This is a genomic window from bacterium (assembly GCA_029210965.1).
Taxonomy (GTDB): domain Bacteria; phylum BMS3Abin14; class BMS3Abin14; order BMS3Abin14; family BMS3Abin14; genus JALHUC01.
Map to the genome: position 1 here is coordinate 53,148 of JARGFZ010000014.1, position 17,484 is coordinate 70,631.

17 protein-coding genes, 2 pseudogenes and 1 riboswitch are annotated in these 17,484 nt (G+C 53.9%); of the genes and pseudogenes, 10 read left to right on the forward strand and 9 right to left on the reverse strand.

Features of this window, described 5'->3' with window-relative positions; translation table 11 throughout:
- Window positions 1-31 precede the first annotated feature (31 nt).
- Window positions 32-1,945, reverse strand: a complete 1,914-nt coding sequence (locus P1S59_07545) for a TonB-dependent receptor (protein ID MDF1526105.1) — start codon at window positions 1,943-1,945, stop codon at window positions 32-34.
- A gap of 181 nt (window positions 1,946-2,126) precedes the next feature.
- Window positions 2,127-2,396: riboswitch (cobalamin riboswitch) on the reverse strand.
- A gap of 997 nt (window positions 2,397-3,393) precedes the next feature.
- Between P1S59_07545 and P1S59_07550 the strand changes: the two genes are divergently transcribed.
- The 4 genes from P1S59_07550 (at window position 3,394) to P1S59_07565 (ending at window position 7,429) form a co-directional block, all read left to right on the forward strand.
- On the forward strand, window positions 3,394-4,725 hold the full coding sequence (locus tag P1S59_07550; protein MDF1526106.1) for an O-acetylhomoserine aminocarboxypropyltransferase/cysteine synthase: 1,332 nt from the start codon (window positions 3,394-3,396) through the stop codon (window positions 4,723-4,725).
- Window positions 4,685-5,902: a homoserine O-acetyltransferase gene (locus P1S59_07555; protein MDF1526107.1), complete on the forward strand. Its 1,218-nt coding sequence runs from the start codon at window positions 4,685-4,687 to the stop codon at window positions 5,900-5,902. Before P1S59_07550 ends, P1S59_07555 begins: the two co-directional genes overlap by 41 nt.
- Window positions 5,899-6,588 (forward strand): methionine biosynthesis protein MetW, encoded by a 690-nt coding sequence (metW, locus tag P1S59_07560; GenBank protein ID MDF1526108.1) that lies wholly within the window; start codon window positions 5,899-5,901, stop codon window positions 6,586-6,588. The genes P1S59_07555 and metW overlap by 4 nt, the downstream gene beginning before the upstream one ends.
- Before the next feature lie 307 nt (window positions 6,589-6,895).
- Window positions 6,896-7,429 carry a hypothetical protein gene (locus tag P1S59_07565; GenBank protein MDF1526109.1) on the forward strand — a complete coding sequence of 178 codons (534 nt, stop codon included), beginning with the start codon at window positions 6,896-6,898 and terminating at the stop codon, window positions 7,427-7,429.
- Window positions 7,430-7,675: 246 nt separating this feature from the next.
- Here the strand turns inward: P1S59_07565 and P1S59_07570 are convergent, their stop codons facing one another.
- The 3 genes from P1S59_07570 to P1S59_07580 form a co-directional block, all read right to left on the reverse strand.
- A complete protein-coding gene (locus P1S59_07570; protein MDF1526110.1) occupies window positions 7,676-8,269 on the reverse strand; it encodes an NAD(P)H-dependent oxidoreductase in 594 nt (197 codons plus the stop codon).
- 308 nt (window positions 8,270-8,577) lie between these two features.
- Window positions 8,578-9,354 carry a glycerophosphodiester phosphodiesterase gene (locus P1S59_07575; protein ID MDF1526111.1) on the reverse strand — a complete coding sequence of 259 codons (777 nt, stop codon included), beginning with the start codon at window positions 9,352-9,354 and terminating at the stop codon, window positions 8,578-8,580.
- Window positions 9,355-9,628: 274 nt separating this feature from the next.
- On the reverse strand, window positions 9,629-10,840 hold the full coding sequence (locus tag P1S59_07580) for a hypothetical protein (GenBank protein ID MDF1526112.1): 1,212 nt from the start codon (window positions 10,838-10,840) through the stop codon (window positions 9,629-9,631).
- 142 nt (window positions 10,841-10,982) lie between these two features.
- Here P1S59_07580 and P1S59_07585 point away from each other — a divergent pair.
- The 3 genes and pseudogenes from P1S59_07585 to P1S59_07595 all read left to right on the forward strand — a co-directional run bounded on the left by P1S59_07585 (window position 10,983) and on the right by P1S59_07595 (window position 12,737).
- Window positions 10,983-11,261: pseudogene (locus tag P1S59_07585) on the forward strand (ammonia channel protein).
- A gap of 141 nt (window positions 11,262-11,402) precedes the next feature.
- On the forward strand, window positions 11,403-12,266 hold the full coding sequence (locus P1S59_07590; protein ID MDF1526113.1) for a histidine kinase dimerization/phospho-acceptor domain-containing protein: 864 nt from the start codon (window positions 11,403-11,405) through the stop codon (window positions 12,264-12,266).
- 12 nt (window positions 12,267-12,278) lie between these two features.
- On the forward strand, window positions 12,279-12,737 hold the full coding sequence (locus P1S59_07595) for an ATP-binding protein (GenBank protein ID MDF1526114.1): 459 nt from the start codon (window positions 12,279-12,281) through the stop codon (window positions 12,735-12,737).
- 57 nt (window positions 12,738-12,794) lie between these two features.
- Here the strand turns inward: P1S59_07595 and P1S59_07600 are convergent, their stop codons facing one another.
- Entirely contained in the window at window positions 12,795-12,989 is a 195-nt protein-coding gene (locus P1S59_07600; protein MDF1526115.1) for a ferritin-like domain-containing protein, read from the reverse strand.
- 131 nt (window positions 12,990-13,120) lie between these two features.
- On the reverse strand, window positions 13,121-13,252 hold the full coding sequence (locus P1S59_07605; protein MDF1526116.1) for a hypothetical protein: 132 nt from the start codon (window positions 13,250-13,252) through the stop codon (window positions 13,121-13,123).
- A gap of 191 nt (window positions 13,253-13,443) precedes the next feature.
- Here P1S59_07605 and P1S59_07610 point away from each other — a divergent pair, with 191 nt between their 5' ends.
- The 3 genes from P1S59_07610 (at window position 13,444) to P1S59_07620 (ending at window position 15,445) form a co-directional block, all read left to right on the forward strand.
- Window positions 13,444-14,175 carry a response regulator gene (locus tag P1S59_07610; GenBank protein ID MDF1526117.1) on the forward strand — a complete coding sequence of 244 codons (732 nt, stop codon included), beginning with the start codon at window positions 13,444-13,446 and terminating at the stop codon, window positions 14,173-14,175.
- A gap of 227 nt (window positions 14,176-14,402) precedes the next feature.
- Entirely contained in the window at window positions 14,403-14,531 is a 129-nt protein-coding gene (locus P1S59_07615; protein ID MDF1526118.1) for a hypothetical protein, read from the forward strand.
- Window positions 14,532-14,665: 134 nt separating this feature from the next.
- On the forward strand, window positions 14,666-15,445 hold the full coding sequence (locus P1S59_07620) for a response regulator (GenBank protein MDF1526119.1): 780 nt from the start codon (window positions 14,666-14,668) through the stop codon (window positions 15,443-15,445).
- A gap of 154 nt (window positions 15,446-15,599) precedes the next feature.
- On the opposite strand, the gene P1S59_07625 is transcribed toward P1S59_07620, so the two are convergent.
- The 3 genes and pseudogenes from P1S59_07625 to P1S59_07635 all read right to left on the reverse strand — a co-directional run bounded on the left by P1S59_07625 (window position 15,600) and on the right by P1S59_07635 (window position 17,104).
- The gene (locus tag P1S59_07625) at window positions 15,600-16,469 is read right to left on the reverse strand and encodes a VCBS repeat-containing protein (GenBank protein MDF1526120.1); all 870 of its coding nucleotides are present in this window, start codon (window positions 16,467-16,469) and stop codon (window positions 15,600-15,602) included.
- A 121-nt stretch (window positions 16,470-16,590) separates the two neighbouring features.
- Window positions 16,591-16,839 (reverse strand): BrnA antitoxin family protein, encoded by a 249-nt coding sequence (locus P1S59_07630; protein MDF1526121.1) that lies wholly within the window; start codon window positions 16,837-16,839, stop codon window positions 16,591-16,593.
- Window positions 16,814-17,104 (reverse strand): annotated as a pseudogene (locus P1S59_07635) (BrnT family toxin). The gene P1S59_07630 and the pseudogene P1S59_07635 overlap by 26 nt, the downstream one beginning before the upstream one ends.
- Window positions 17,105-17,484: the final 380 nt, after the last annotated feature.

Here is a 17,484-nt window from a genome sequence, read left to right on the forward strand (position 1 = left end):
GCACTCAGCACTTTGCACCCTGCACTCTGCACTACATTCCTGCCTTTATCCCCACGTACGCGGCCCTTCCCGGCACCCCGTACCCGGCGGCCTCCTCGTACTCCTCGTCCAGGAGGTTCTGCACCCGGCCCGTGAGTTCCACCCTGTCGGTAATCTGGTACGATGCGGCCAGGTCCACCAGGGTGTACTCCTCCAGGGTCACGTCACCCCACTCCTTCCTTTCACCCACCCGGACGGCGGCCAGCTCCAGGGACGCTCTTTCCGATGGATCGAAGCCCAGCTGCGCGCCGAACCGGGTCCTGGGCCTGCGAAGGAGCTGCTCTCCCTGGTCGTCCTCCGTGCGCAGCAGGGAGCCGTTCAGCCCCATGGAGAACATCCCTGCCCGGGCGGCGACGGAAAGATCCACTCCCTCGGTCTTCGCCTCGGAGACGTTCTGGTAGCCACCATCCCAGGTGTAGGGGTCGCCGTCGGGATCGTACCAGGCGATGAGGTTGTCGTACCGGGTCTGGTGCCAGGCCAGAGAGGCCGTGGCCTTGCTGCCCAGGGCCGTCTCCAGCCCCACATCCCAGCCGGCGCTCCTTTCGGCCTCAAGGTCCGGGCTCCCGTAGTCCGGGTTGAACAGCTGATCGATGGACGGAGCCCTGAAGCCGGTTCCATAGACAGCCCGGAAACGGGTCGCCCCGCTGACCGGCACCGAGAAGCCGGCGCGCCAGGTCGTCTCTCCGCCGAAGTCGGAGTGATCGTCGGCCCGGACTCCAAGGGTCACGGTCATCCCGGATACCGCCTTGTACTGTTCCTGGAGAAAGACCCCGTTGATGGTGGCCGATGTCTCGTCCAGGGTCGAAGTATAGGGTTCGAACTCGCTGGAATAGTAGGACGAACTGCCCGTCTCCTTCTCGGAATCGACTCCAACTGTCAGTACCGAGTTCTCACCAAGGTACAGGTTATTGATCCATTCAGCTTTTTCAGACCGGCCCTCGAACTTCAGTTCCATGAGGAAATCGCGTACAGGGTCGGGCCTGTTGAGATCGTGACGGTCGTGGGCGCTCCTCGATACCGAGAAGGTGGATTCCCACATCTCGGCCAGGAACAATGCCAGCCGCGCATCCAGGACCAGGTGCCTGGCGTCTCCGGTGTAGTTGGGATCGTCCCCCCCCGGACCCCCTGAGTGATCGAGTTCGTTGGTCGCGTCCACCGACCGGATGTTCAGCTGGAGATTGCCTCCCGACCCTATCTCCTGTTCCAGGCGGCCCGAGAAGGTGACGTTCCCGTAGCCGTCCCTCTCGGTATTGCCGTCCGCTTCCGCAGCAGCCGATATCCCGTCCGTCTCCATCTTCGAGGCGGAAAGGGACCAGGCCGTGCGGCCTCTGCTGCCCCGGGCGGACACGCTGCCGTGGCGGGTGCCGAAAAAACCGCCTTCCACCGACAGGTCCACGTGGGGATCTCCCGTGCCTTTTTTGGTGATGATCTGGATCACGCCCCCGATGGCGTCGGACCCGTACAGGGTGCTCTGGGGCCCGAACAGGACCTCGATGCGTTCGATATCTTCGGTACTCATGTGGGCGAAATCGTAGGTCCGTTCCGGGTTGCTTGGATCGTTGACCTCGACGCCGTCCACCAGGACCAGTGTGAACCGGGTGTCGCCGCCCCGCAGGAGGACCGAGGAGACCTTCCCGGCCCCGCCCTGGTTGACCAGGTCGATCCCCGGAAGGCCCTTGAGAACATCGGCAACGGTGCGGGCCTGTTTCTTTTCCAGCTCTTCGGCTGAGATGACGAGGATCGTACCGGAAACCTCGTCCGCGGGAGTTTCCAGGCGTGTGGCGGTGACCACGACCTGGGGTATATCTTCATCGGTGCGGGTTTCGGACAGGGCGCTACCGGGATGGACGATGCCGCACAAAAACAGCGCGGCAAAGATAGTGACGGTTGCGAGGGCCTTTCTCATGGGTCTTCTTCCTTTCCTCCCACCTCGGGGATGCAAAGTACGGTTTCCGGGTACGGAATGGAAAGAGCACCTTGCGCCGCCGACGGGGGAGAAAAGAAAAATCCCCGGACCTGTAGAAAGGTCCGGGGATTCCGTTTTTTATCCTCCGGCGCGCGTAGACACCCTGTCCTCGAGGGTCCGTCCCGCTATGGGTTCCATGGGCAGGTCTTCTGGCTTCCGGATCGTCCTACTCGCCGCGCCTTCCCGACTTCTTAAAAGCGCTGGGCCACCCATTCGACGCGTCCTCAATAAGCTCTGGACTTGCTCAGGGTGACTTTGCCGCGCAAAGTCAGTGGCAGATTGTTGCGGCTTTCGTCCCCGGTTACAGCGGCGGGTCCGCGACGGATTCGCACCGTCTTCCCTTAGCCCATGGTGGACCTAGCATATGGCAACCCATCTGGCCTGTCAACAAAAGCCTGGGGCCACCATGAGCTAAGGGAACAGTGCAGAGTGCAAAGTGCAGTGTGTAGAGGTGGAGCGCGGTATAAAAAAGACAAAGTTTCCAGGACCTAGCCCGCATTATTCATGATGGTGATGAGATGTCAGCTAACTGTGTGGCAAATATGGATAAATGGGAATGGCACGATAAACATCATGAATTATGCGGGGTTGCCCGGACATAGTCACGAGAGGAGTTTTTCGTTCCGGCAAGGCGACTGTCCAGTGAGCGCGGAAGCATACTTTAGTATTCCGCACAAGGGAACGACACAGCAACGCAGCCAGAACGGAAAAGAACCTCGTGAATAGTCCGGGCTAGTACTTTGTACCTATGAACCAGGGACCAGGGACTGCCTTAAACCGGAATCCTGCCTAGTCTGCCTGCCACGGCGACTTGTCACGGCGAAGTTCATAGAACGAAGACGGAAGCTCATTAGAGCGACGACGGGTCATCGCGTTTATTTCACCTTCTCTCTACCCCTTCACCCCTGTTAACTCTTGCTCTTGCCCTTTCGCTCAGTCGCTCCATCGCCAAATCTAAAGATCCTCCGTGTCTGGTATCTTTTCCGTTCTTCCCTATTCACTGTTCACAGTTCACTATTCACGGCATTTATATACAACATTTATATAATACTTGACTCTGAGACATTGCTCGGCTAGACTCCCAATCTAACTTTACCCCTACAGTAGGGAATGGATTCTTTTAAACCATGACAATTCACGCAATTCACAGCACTTCCAGAACCGAACGACCTGCAACCTGCGGATATACTTCCAATCCGGCCTGTTGCGCCATGGACATGACCTCATGTGCCATGATCAAGCTCTAAGGACCGCTACGCGGATCTTAGGGCATCTTCTGAACCGACCCCGTTTAACAGATCGCTGATCCTTTTAACCCGTTCCACGGTTTTTTGGCTGGGAACGTCCACCGTCGTTTATTTTGGCGGTACCTATCAAGGAGTATAAAAATGTCCAGCAACGGATTTAGAACCGATACTGTCGCACTGCATGGAGGCCAGGAGCCCGATGGAACCACTCTCGCCAGGGCTGTCCCCATCTATCAGACCACTTCCTACCTATTCAAGGATTCCGAACACGCCGCGAACCTTTTCGCCCTCAAGGAGTTCGGCAACATCTACACAAGGATCATGAACCCCACAACTGACGTATTCGAACAGCGCCTCACTCAGCTTGACGGCGGTGTGGGAGCCCTGGGCGTCGCGTCCGGCCAGTCAGCCATCACCCTTGCCGTTCTCAACCTTGCCGGGAGCGGGGACGAGATTGTATCGGCCACGAGCCTGTACGGGGGAACCTACAACCTGTTCAAATATACCTTTGCAAAGCTGGGGATAACGGTTCGCTTTGTGGACCCATCCGATCCCGAGAACTTCCGAAAAGCTATTAACGAGCGGACCCGTGCCGTGTTTCTGGAGAGCATCGGGAACCCCAAACTTGACGTCCCTGATTTCGAGGCCATCGCAAAGGTAGCCCACGAGAAAAAGCTTCCGGTTATCCTCGACAACACGGTAAGCCCGTTACTTTTCAGGCCTTTCGACCACGGGATCGACATCATCGTTTATTCCGCCACCAAGTTCATTGGCGGACATGGGACCTCCATCGGGGGGGCCATCGTGGACTCGGGTAATTTCGACTGGACCTCGGGACGGTTTTCCGAGTTCACCGAACCGGACCCCAGCTACCACGGCCTGGTTTACAGCGAAGCGCTGGGGAACCTGGCCTACATTATCAAGGCCAGGGTCCAGCTCTTGAGGGACATCGGACCGGCACTCAGCCCCTTTAACTCCTTTCTCTTCATTCAGGGGCTGGAAACGCTGCCCCTGAGGATCCGAAAGCACAGCGACAACGCCCTTGAAATCGCCAGGAGACTGAAGACGCATCCCGATGTCACATGGGTGACCTACCCTGGGTTGGAGGATCACCCGACCTACGATAACGCCCGAAAGTATCTGCCCCAGGGTTTCGGGGCCATTGTCGGGTTCGGGGTCAGGGGAGGCAAGGAGGCAGGGATCACATTTATCGACAGCCTCAAACTCCTGTCCCACCTTGCCAACATTGGCGATGCCAAGAGCCTTGTGATCCATCCGGCCTCTACGACCCACCAACAGCTCTCACCCGAGGAGCGGCTCACCACAGGGGTGACGGAGGACTATATTCGGGTTTCCGTAGGGATCGAGGATGTGGAGGACATCTGGGAGGATATCGAAAATGCCCTTAAAGCCGCAAGCAAGGAGGTCAGGCATGACACACAAACAAGCCTCACCGAAACTGCAGCCCGGTAGGGCCGGAAACACGGCTCTCTTTCCGGCAGGCGGCACGGGTGGATCTGTTGGGCAGGTGGAACTTCAGATCGTTACCTTCGATGGGCCTGATCACGTTCTTCACCTGGAGGGGGGAGGTTCCCTCTCTCCTCTCACCGTGGCCTACGAAACATACGGAGAACTTTCCGAATCCAGAGACAACGCCATCCTGGTCTGCCACGCTCTTTCCGGGGATGCCCATGCCGCCGGCCGTAACAGCGACTCGCCAGAGGAAAAACCGGGTTGGTGGGACCTCCTCATTGGTCCGGGCAAACCCCTGGACACCGACCGTTATTTTGTCATCTGCCCCAACTTTCTGGGAAGCTGCTTCGGGACCACCGGCCCCACGAGCATTGACCCCGGAACAGGTGAACCCTACGGCCTCTCTTTTCCATTCTTCACCATCACGGATATGGTGGAGGTGCAGCGTTGGCTTATTGACCACCTGGGGATCAAGACCCTTAACGCCGTGATCGGCGGGTCCATGGGCGGAATGCAGGCACTCCAATGGGCCATCTCCTACCCTGAAAGGGTCAGAGGAGTCATTCCCATCGCCACCACTTCCCGGATGTCTGCCCAGGGCATCGCCCTTAACGAGGTGGGCAGGCAGGCGATCCTCAGCGACCCCAAATGGCTGGAAGGCCGGTACCCCAAAAGCGATCCCCCCGGGAGGGGGCTGGCCATTGCCCGCATGATCGGTCACATTACCTACCTGTCCGAGGAGTCCATGCACCAGAAGTTCGCCAGGCGTTATGCCAACGGCAACGGGCGTTCTTTCAGCTTCTCAAAAGATTTTCAGGTGGAAAGCTACCTTCACCACCAGGGGGACAAGTTCGTCCGCCGTTTCGACGCCAACACCTACCTGTATATCTCCCGGGCCATGGACTACTTCGACCTGGAAACCGACCACGGTTCCCTTGAGGCAGCCTTTTCCCGGTGTCTGTCCAGCTTTCTCGTCCTGTCCTTTACCTCGGACTGGCTTTTCCCTGCCCGGCAGTCAGCTGAGATCGTGCGCGTCCTTAGGAAACTGGGCAAGGAAGTTTCCTACTGCAACATCGAGTCGGACCAGGGGCACGACGCGTTCCTCCTTCCCGGGCACCGCATGGGCGATCTCGTTACGGGGTTCCTGGATCGGCTGAATGAAGGAGGTGCCCCATGAACCTGCTTCACTCACTGGCGCGCCTGGACGAAACGGATCGCTCGTCCCTTTCCAGCGGTGTGGACTGGGCGTTGACAACCTTGCGGGACCGGGCCCTGGACGACCAGATATCCTCCATTGTCGCTGATGGGGAAAGGGTCCTCGACCTGGGGTGCGGAAAGGGTGACCTCCTCGCACGCCTCAAAAAGGAACACCGGATCCACGAAAGCGGTATCGAGATCGAAGGTGCGGCTGTGAGCGAGGCTATCGCCCGGGGCTTGTCGGTGACTCACGGCGACCTGGAGGACAGCTTGACCTCCATGGGCAAACAATCCTGGGATCTTATTATTTTAAACCAGGTGATCACCGTCATACGTGATCCGGTGTCTATCCTGCGCGAGTCTCTACGGGCCGGCGTGAAGGTGGCCGTAACCTTCCCCAACTTTGCCGGTTTAAGAACAAGGTCCCAGCTGGCCTTGCGAGGACGCCTCCCGGTCACACCCGCCCTTCCCTACCAGTGGTACGACACGCCGAACATCAGGCTGGTCACGGTGAAGGATTTCAGAACCCTCTGCGCTCAAATGGAGGTGAAGATCCTCAAGGAAGCTTTTGTGGGAAGGACGAAAGACGGTGGGTTCCGGCCCGTCAGCACATGGCCCAACCTGAGGGCGACATCGGCATTGTTTTTGTTAAAATCAGATGGATGAAAGCAGTAGCTTGGGTAAAGCACAACTACCATAAGTGCGATGTTTTCTGAACGCAGAGGTCGCCAAGGACGCAGAGGAAGGCTAAATCCTGGGGGAGTATGTTTCCTGTAGATGCGATAAAAGCTTATTCTGGGTCCTGTGTTCTACGTTCTGCGTTCCGACTTTCGCCCATGCGCCCATGCTCCCATGCCCCCCCGCGTCGCCGTGTCTTCGCGTCCCCGTGTCCTAAACGCACCACGCACCACGCCCTCCGCACTGCCTATCCTCTTTTACACTTGGCCAAAGCGTTGCTATTCATAGACCTGTCATGGAAACCATCCTTCTACTCATAACCGCCGTAGCAGCATTCTTCTCGGCTTTCGGGGCTTTTGAGGCAGCCAGGGGCACCAAACGGGCCGCAGAGCTGTCACTGCTCAAAAGCTTCATGGACGAGTACAAGTCCGAGGAGATGACAAAGCACCTCAGGACTCTGCGGGATGTATCCGACGGGCTAAATGCCAATACGAATTACGGAGTCTCCATGAAGTCGTTCATGGACCGCTCCTACTCCGATGCCATTGAACTTACGCGCCGCCGGGTCAAGTTCTACTACTTCTCCATCCACGACCTGTACGAGACCAAATATCTTAAGAAAAGGATCTATCTTAAAGCCATGAAGAACGCCGGCCTGACCCTGTTCTTCGATGTTGTGGAACCCCTGGACTACTGGAACTCCAAGCGAACCGGCCTCCCCTTCGAGGAAGCGAAGTACCGCCTTATCGATAAGTCCACCGGGTACGGGAAGAGGGATTGGAAGTGGTATCGTGAAGAGCAGGAGTCAGGAGAAGTGCCGGGTGCCTAGTGCCTGGTGTCCCAGTATCCAGGTTCCAAGATTCAAGATTCAAGATCCAAAACCCAAAGTGCCAAGAACGTTTTTAACCGCAGGGTGACGCGGGGTAAATCTGTACATATAAAACATTAAAACTTAAAAAGAGCTTTGGTTTGCTTAAAACTTCTTAACCCTGCGATGCGGCCCTGAGTCGGCCGCGCTGCGGTTAGCCAGCTTTTGACCTTCTTCCACGTTCCAAATTCCACATTCTACATTCTACTAAGCGGCCGGAAATACTCGGCCGATATATTCACCCACCTCCTCCAGCCAACCCTTCCTCTCCTCCTCCGTGCTCGTCACCACCACCGAGAAGTTGCGGCGGTAAAACTTCTTCACCCCGCACAGGTCGAAGATGCAGGTCTTCCACAAGTTCTCCAGGGGATCACCGAAAACCTCAAGCTCTCTTTTTTCAGGTGTGTTGGAGGTATTAAACACCACAGCGGCTTTTGCCTTCAAAATCCCCACGGGCACTCCCTCACCGCTGTCTTCCTCCTCAAACCGGTAGGCCACCTCGGGGCGGATCACCCTGTCCACCCACCCCTTGAGTATGGCCGGAGGCATGCCCCACCAGTTGGGGTGGATGAGGATGATACCGTCGGCATCCGCAAGCTGCTCACAGTGCCCACCGACGACAGGGTTAACATCGTCATCGAGGATCTCTTCTGACCGCAGGACTGGGACAAACCCCTCGGCGTAAAGGTCATGAAAGACCCCTGAGTGACCAAGCTGCTCCAGAGTTCTTACCACCGTCTCGGCGATGGCGTGGTTGAAGCTGCCAGGGGTTGGGTGGGCGAGTATTACGAGTATATTCATAAGGGCCTCCTGTACTCAGTGTAGAGTGCAAGGTGTACAGTGTAGAGAAAATCGTCTTTCCATAAAAGCGGTTTTTCGCACCAGAGTTCGCGAAGGAACGCAGAGTAAAGATCAATACATTAGTAAAATCTGATTCAATGGTATTTAAGTGAATTTATACCAATTGCAATGGTTGAATTTCATGCTAGGTTTCTCTGCAGCTTTGCGAGAGGTCAATTTTATCGCTTAGATAGGAACCGTGCTCTCCCCCAATTCTTTAGCCTTCCTCTGCGTCTTTCGCGACCTCTGCGTTAAAAATTTTTTTGCCCTTATTCTGGGTCCTGTATTCCAGGTTCTGACTTCTGCCCCGCCGCGTGAAGATCGCGCAGTAACAGCCCTACATCCGGCCTATCTGTAAAGAACCCTGATATCCTTTTTTCCTTGATCATCCTCCAAAGCTCTCTCCGGTCGTTGACGGTATAGATCCATACCGGGAGGCTCAGGTTCCGGGTGGTGGACAGAAAGCCAACTTTCAGCAACTTTTGACTCACCACCAACACATCCGCCCCGGCCCGGAGAGCCCTGTGCTCCGGATACAGCTTGGTGATCAGCTGCCATCGGGGGTGGCTGCTGAGGATGAGTCCCGTCCGGACCTCCGGCTTGATATCTTTTATTTTCCGGATCACGGAATCGTTGACAGAGGTGATGATGAACTGGTCAGGAACCAGGATCCCGAGGACAGTCTCAAGGACCTGATCTTCGTAACCTGCCTCCTTTAGCTCGATATCCACTGGGATTTTGTCTGCGCAAAATCGCAGTACTTCCAGGAGGGTGGGTATGGAATATCCTGCTGTTTGAGCGGCTTCTTTTATCTGGTTTATTGACATGGCCTTGATTTCGCGACCCGCGAAATCAAGGTCGTGGTGAACCACCAGGACTCCGTCAAAAGTTCGCCGCACATCGAACTCGATCATCTCGGCGCACATGTCCACCGCTGCCTCGAAAGCCTCCATGGTGTTCTCATGGTGGTAGTGGGACGCGCCGCGGTGAGAGATAATGACGGGGCGAGGTTCACTACCTGATATTATTTCGTCGATGGTTCTCATTTATGTGTCACCTCGCCCCGTATGGGACACGGGGACGCAAGGACACGACGACACGGGGGAAATATATTTATTATGTTATCGATAGTGTTCACAATAATGACCCGTGGAGTGTAAAGTGTAGCAGGTTTCATTGCCTCACTGTATGTGACACGACACTATGAAAATGGTTTTATACCGTGTCCCCGCGTCTCCCCGTCTCCGTGTCATATGGCTTTAAAGGGTCCCCTCCCCTTCTCCGCGTCTCCGCGTCTTGAAGCTGAGTCCCGTGGAATAACTATCCAAACTCAGCATCCAGTTTCCCTACCACTTCCGCCAATCTCACCCTCACCCGCTCACGCTCGGCAGGCTCTTTCCCATCCTTGAGGATTCCCAAAGCAGTTTCATAAAGCTTGACGGCTCTGCCCAGGTTTTCCTCCCGGTCCTTGACATCCGAGTACCTTGACAGGGCATCACCCATAACGGCCATGACCAACCCCCTCTGGATCAGGCTTTCTTCCCCTTTGGTCTTATCCAGGGCATCGCGTATGTATCGAAGAGCTTGCCGGAGATGTGCTGGACTTTTTTCAATATCGTACAGCTCCAGGAGGACCCTGCTGGTGTCCGTAAGAACCACGCAGCGCTCTTTTAGATGCTGCGTCTCATCCATAAGCTCAAGTGCCCCCTTGTAAGCATCTGCGGCGCGGGCAAGGCTTTCCCCTTTTTGAAAATACCCCGCCAGCTCCACATAGGTATCCCCCATAACATTCAGGATCTTCATCCTTTGTGAACCAGCATTCTCATCGTCAACTGCATCGAGTGCAGTCAGGGCCTTCTCATAGGCATTTGCCGCCTTCCTCAGGTTGACCTGGGGTTCATTGTGAGAAGCAAGCTGCCTGTAGGCGCTGCCGGTCCGGGCAAGGAACATGGCTTCGGGTCCCGTCAATTCACCTTTACCGGCTGCGAGCGCAGCTGTTTCACAGGTTCTTGCCGACTGGGTCAGGTTTTCCACAGGGCTTTTTTCCCGGGCGAGATCCTCGTAGACCACAGCAAGTTCGCCAAGCGTCCTGAGGTAGTGGTTGATATAACGGGCAGGAGTAAAAAGCCGTGCAGATTCCCTGAGGGACTCGCCTGCTCTGAGAATTCGCTGCGGCTTTTCCTCGCCGGTTGCCAGACGGCTGTGGCATGCACCTATTCTGAAAAGAACATTTCCCCTGGCTTCACGATCCTCGGTAGGTGAAAGTTCCTCAAGAAGCTGCTCGAGAGACACCAGGGCACCCTTATAATCACCCTGCTTGATGAGGTTGTCGGGTCCGCTCAGGAGTAAGTCCTCTTCGGATTCACTCTCCAGATCCGGCTTCGGTCTGGCAATCGGAGCCACCTTGATCACCGGCCTGTCCATGGGCGCTTCTTCCTGGAGGGTCCGGAGCTTGAAGAAGATCCTGATCAAGTAAATGACCATGACGATTATAAAAAGATAAAGCCATCCGGCTGAAAATACCTGAGGCATAAGATCGGCTCCCCCTTCAGTTCACATGATTTCCATGGACAGTCTACTGCATTGTCACACTTCAATCCAGCGCCACCAGCAAAGACGAGAATGAGGGGAAGAGAGGGGGAGCGGGAGCTTTTGCCCCCTTTTCTACGGCGGCCTGGTAAGGGCCAGGAACATCCTGTCGGTTTTCATGCAGTGCTTTTCCATCACGGCCCTCATCATCGGCGCCTTCGCAGAGCGGATGAAATTTTCCGCCATGCTGCTGTTCACCTGCGCCTGGATGCTTTTCATCTACATCCCTGTTTGTCACTGGGTGTGGGGAGGCGGATGGCTGGACCAAATGGGAGCCCTGGACTTCGCAGGGGGAACCTTCGTGCACATCAACGCCGGTGTCGCGGGACTGATGGCAGCCATTGTCCTGGGAAAAAGGAAAGAAACAAAGGCCCGGAGAGATGAATTTACCAGGCCTTTGTTTCTTTGAGATAGGGGATCCTCCCTGCAAATTTTGATCAGACTTCTCCAAACCTTAGATTATGTAAACGAATCTGATACAATGTTTATTGACCAAGGAGAGTATATGGGCATCGCGGGGAGCCCCACGCGCAATGAACTGGACGGATTGCTCAAGGTGAGCATGGCACTGGCGAGTTCACTCGATCTGGAAAACGTCTTGCAGGCCGCCATCGACGGTGCTGTTGAAATACTCGCACTGGATACAGGCGCAATCTATCTTCTCCACCAGGACGAACTGCATCTCCGAGCCACGACGCCACACCTTCCACCTGAATTCCCCGACGAGTATCGTCGGGCGCCATTGAGTGACCATCCACACCTTCAGCGCAGTCTCCAGTCGGGTGAAACTGTTTTCATACAGGACTTCCCACTGGTTGACCTGACACCTGCAGAGCGCGGTGTGTGTGAGGCGCGAGGATTGAGGACCGTGTTCTGCGTTCCTCTGAACTCCGATGAAGACCCCATTGGTGTTTTTATCGTCGGGACTACGGGCGACACGCGAGAGTTAAAAACCAAAGACGAGGACTTGTGCCGAACGCTGTCGCATCAGGTTTCACTCGCGATAACGAACTCTCGCCTTTATGAATCGGTGCAGACATCATACAAGCAGATGGAGGAGGCCCAGCTCAAACTTCTCGAGAACAACGAGATTCTTGCCCGTACCAATGAGGAGCTTAAAAAAGCCAACAAGGTGAGGGATATTTTTTTTGCTCGCATGTCCCATGAACTCAGGACTCCGTTGACGGTTATTAATAGCTACCTGAGCTACATCCTGGGTCGCGGGTTCGGAAACCCCACATCTGAGTTGAGAGAAATCCTCCTTGTGATGAAGAAGCAGGGGAAGAACCAGCTGACCCTCATCGAGGACTTGCTGAACATAGCCCGCCTGGAATCAGGGCATTTCGTGATCATTTATCAGGAATGTTAACCAGGAGAACTGGTGTCTGATGTCATAAAGGCTTTCCGGCCAATCCAGAAGGAAAAGGATATCGAGATCATCCTGGACCTGGCAGCCGATCTTCCCACCATGTATTGGGATCGATCCAAAATAACCCAGGTTATCCAGAACCTGTTAGGAAACGCTCTGAAATTTACTCCCCATGGGGGGAGGGTTAGCGTTGCCGTTCGTCTCAAGGGCGACTTCATCGAGTTCCAGGTGAGCGACAACGGCATCGGGATTCCCAAGGAGCACGTGGAGCAGATTTTCGACCGGTTTTTCCAGGTTGACAGCAGTCCAACCCGCCAATACGGCGGATCAGGGTTGGGCCTGTCCTTCACCCGGGAGATTGTACATGCTCATAATGGCATGGTGTTTGTGGAGAGCAAAGAAGGTGTGGGCTCGATCTTCCTTACCCTGTTACCGCAGGGAGAGATGAAACAGGAAGGCGAAGGGCACTGACAATGAAAAAGGTTACGATTATTAAACGAATCTCACATCTGGGATCTGAGATTCGCTCTACAGATCTCCTAACCACCCCTCGAACATGTCCAGGTGGCTCTCCTCATCTTCAAAGATCTGCTCGAACAGTTTGCGCGTAACCACATCGTCCTCGTCGCGGCATTTTTTGATGATCTGCTTGTACAGGGCGATGGCCCGGTTCATGAGTTTTAACAGTTCGTCGGACGCCTTCTGAGTGTGCGCTTCAGCCATGGGAACCTCTTTGTTCTCTATCCCAAAGTAATTTTGACTTATGGGTAATATATTTCCCTATCGAAGAACAATAATAACGTTTGGGCGAAATATGACAAGAGGAGAGAAGAACAGTACTCAGTACTCAGAAACTAGTACCTGGAACCTGGTGTCTGAAACTTCTGGTGGTCGTTGCTCGAAGGGCAAGATGCGACCCCAAGGTTGTCCTTATTGAACTGTTTATCTCCGACACCCCGATACACCGATACTGTCTTTAACCCCATCCCTTTCATCCCCTTCATCCCTGTTAAGCAATTTAACTGCCGGTATTACTGGAAAAGGATTTGGGGAAAAAAGACAGTTCCGGCTTATGGCTCCTGGATTCTGGATTGTGGATTCTGCGTTCCCTCCTCACAGTTTTTCCGAAAACTATCCGGAAAAGTGATATTATTAAGCAAGCTGTGGAGGTGGGGAGATGATGAACGGTGCGAAAAAAAGGACCATACTCATAGCGGATGACGTGGAGCTTTTCATTCAGCTGGAGATCTCTCACCTCGGACGAAAGCGCTACGATATCCACACAGCCGGCAGCGGGAACCAGGGTCTCCAAATGGCCCGATCCATCAAACCGGATATTATTCTTCTTGATCTGATCATGCCGGACATGAACGGTGATCAGGTCTGCCGTATCTTAAAGGATGATCCTGACACATCTTCCATTCCCATCATCATGGTCAGTTCCGGAACCAGGGAACACTCAAGATCCATCATCGAATCATCTGGATGTGACGGCCTCATCTTTAAGCCTGTCAGGAGAGACCTCCTCCTGTCAGTGGTCGAAAGTCTTCTTAAAACAAACACCAGACAATTCGAGAGGATGGATGTAATTATTCCATGCACCGTGAAAATGGATGACAATGAATTTTCAGGTATGATCTATTCCCTGAGCAGCACGGGTGTCTTTGTTGAGCTTGAACGGCCCGTGATGCGCGGGGACATGATGGAGATGAAATTCCAGCTTCCTTCAGTGGAAAAGGGCATCAGTGTCAGAGCCGGGGCCGTGATCTGGTGCGGTTCTTTGAAGAACGATGGGCCATCTGGTTCAGGCATCCAGTTCCTCACTATTTCAGCTGAAGCACAGAAACATATCAACGACTATGTAAGAACCCACCTCGGTACGGACGCACTTGTTGGGGAAGGAAGTTAAAGAGCAGAGGGTCTGGGGTCTTGTGTCTTGCAGGTTCGTCAGGGATCAGGGTGTTTAAAATAATAAGGCTCTCCGTTCTGGAAAGCCTTTTATTATTATTACCCACATATTGGAAAGGTGTCAGATTCTGAGTTTTATCATACACAATTCATTTACCTGGACATGCTATAATTCATTCTCTGACACCGTATTCTGACAAATTATTTACAATAGGAAAGGAACAAGCGATGGGAGACAGAGGCAACAGGGGAGACAAGGGCAGCAAGAAAGACAAGGAAAAAAGCAAGAAACAGATGACTAAAAAACAGGAGAAGGTCAAAAAAGCCCAGGAAAAACAGCCAAAAAAAAGCCTGTAGGAGTGAGGAACATAGGGTTACTCCTGGGTCCTGGATTATAGTTATTAGATCAAACTAACCTGAGAATATAGGGTCCGACCCCAAGGGGTTACCGATTTGATGTAGACATTATAGCTATATCCCCGTATAAATCTTTGATATTAAAAGCTTTATGCTGCAATAGTTCCGCTTTAACTTTCATGTCAGTTAGCCACTGGCGGGGGGCAATGGAACAGAAGCGCGTACTCATAGTGGATGATGACAAGTTATTCCGCATTATCGGAACGAGCTTCCTGAACAGGAAATCTTTCCTTCTCGACTTCGCCCAGTCAGGATCGGAAGCCCTGGAAAAAGCTCGGTCAGGTAAGCCACACCTGATCCTTCTCGATTATGAAATGGAGGACATGAACGGATGTGAGGTCTGCGAAAAGCTCAAAAGGGACCAAGACACTCAGCACATCCCCGTTATTATTCTCAGTTCAGCAACATCAGACGATTCCAGGGAAAAATGTCTGGCCGCAGGGTGCAGTGCTTTTCTTCTCAAGCCCATCCGAAGAGAGGATCTCATCAATGTGGTCGAAGAAACCCTCAATGAGACCCAAAGATCTTTCCCGCGGGCTTCGGTTACTTTCTCTGCCATTGTCCGCAAAAATGATCTTGAGGAGAATGCTGTTATTCAATCCCTTTCGGTTGCTGGAGCATCCATCATTATGGGCGACCGTCCCAGACCTGGCGATCAATTTGAAGTATTATTTGCATCTTCAGAATTGCGCCTCGATTCGCCAATTCTGGTGGAAGTTGTGTGGATTGGGAGGGTATCAGAAAAGGGCGATACTGGAGTTGGAGTGAAGTTCATCGAGATGGGTTGCTTGGAGAAAGAGCTTTTGACAAGGTATGTCCTGAAGAAGTTGCATCAAATAGAGACGTGTGCATGATGGATTTAGGAAGCGGGTCTGGGGGTCGGAGGTTGATTTGTGGTGTACCTGACTCGGTTGATCAGAAACGTCACAATACACCCTTCGACGCATTTCACTTGCTCCCCTCGACCGGGCTCGCGGCAGGCAGGGCAGGCGGCCTGTCCCCAAAGGTTTAAGGAATGGCATTGACTGTGAAACAGGCTCCATTTTCAAGTTTGAACGTCCACTGGTTATAGCCTGTCGGCACAAGATCGCTGCTTATATTTGCTGGTAGAGTCACCCTGGCGCTTTCCACTATATTCCCATCCATCCATTCCAGGAGCAGTAGTTCGTTGTGCCGTTGGGAGGGCGCGAGGATGAGGTCCTTAATCTCACCCTTTACGACTTTGCCCATCCCCAGAGCTGTGCTGCCGATGGAATGGGTACTGACTCCACCCATTTGGGCATAGCTGGTCAGCCTGGGTGGTGTGTATGAGTAGAACTTCAGGATTCCCCCTATATGGGGAGTGGATACGAGAGCAACATCCATCACCGAGTCGCCGTTAAAATCCCCAACGCCTATTGGATTGAGCCAGCGATTGGCATGCCCTATGAACGGCGTTGCAGCAATTTTTATCACCTTACCGTTATGAAGCCCGTATACAGCGAGGGACGCGCCGAGGTCGAGATCAGTCTCAACGACAACAACCTCATCCGCCTCCTTCCCGTCGAGGTCGACGAGGCGCGGCTGAAGGTCTTCAAAAACTCGGGTTTCCGGGAGGTCGTATCTCAGCTCCTTGCCATCATCGAGAACAAGGGTCAGGCTTGCCGCCTCTATCTTATCCCCGAGAACCCCGTGAGCGTAGCGCCTGGTGGGTGAACTGAGGTATGCCATGGCAATGGCCCCACTTCCCCGGGCTACCTTTGAGTGCGGGATCTGCCCGGTAAGGAGGGGTGTGGTCGGTAAAGCTTCAGGCACGGGTGCGCTTGACAGTTCAAGCCCTGATCCGTGAGAGGTGAGCGTGATAAAGATGAAGGGTATGGCAAAGACAACGCTTCTCATGGTTAGAATTATGCCACAAAAGTGTGAAAGGCGAGCTTGCCAAGGCGAAGCTCTCAGAGCGAAGACTGGAACTCACCCCACGGTTTGCCCATTGCCAGATTGCCGCCCCTGCAAATCCGGGTCACTGCGTCTGCGCCTCAACATATTTTCTCAAGACAGCATTTATTCTGGATTGATAGCCTCGCCCCTGTTTACGGAAAAACTCCAGGACATCCGGATCCAGACGGAGCGTCACCTGCTTTTTGGGGCCCGGCCAGACAACCGCCTTTTTGAAAAAATCCTCCTCCAGTGGCGGGATATCGGAGTAGTCGATCTCGGATTCCTTCATCGCCTTGACTCCATCCCAGTCGGTTTTTGATCTCTTCTTCATAAACAACCATCTCCGCATTGCTGGCTTTTCGCAATGAGATTATTCGAACGGTTTCCCCGCCCCTTTCAGCAAACACGACAACGGCAACAACTGCACTTTTTAAAATACCGATGCCTTTCCATCGATCCTCGCCATATTCCTGCCTTGACTCCAAATTTACCAGGAGCGGATTGACACCTGTAAAAAGCTCCCGAGCATCAATAAAATCAAGGCCGTGTTTCTCAATATTCCGCCTGTTTTTGACCTCATCCCATATGAATTTCAGTTCGATTGTAACTCCAAATGTAGCTACACTCAAGCAGGTCTTTTTCAAGAGGCCCGTCTAGGGGGTCCAGGGGTCTGGCCACCTGTCCTGCCTGCCCCGAGCCTGTCTTGAGCTTGCCGAAAGGCTTGCCGGGGGAAGCCTGGTCGAAGTGTCGAAGGCTAGGAGTCTGCTCTTCCCCGTTAACCCATGACCGATCGCATTACCCTCAGCACCTTCGGCACGAACCGGAAGGGGACGGCGCCGGCGGCAGCCTGATCGACCGTGCCGCACTGGTATAGGCCGAGCTCCAACCATTGGGGTCAAGGCGTGAATTTCACAATATCCCTGTCAACCTTAAGCCTATCATATCCCCTCAATAGCATTTGGCAAGGGTCTTGCTA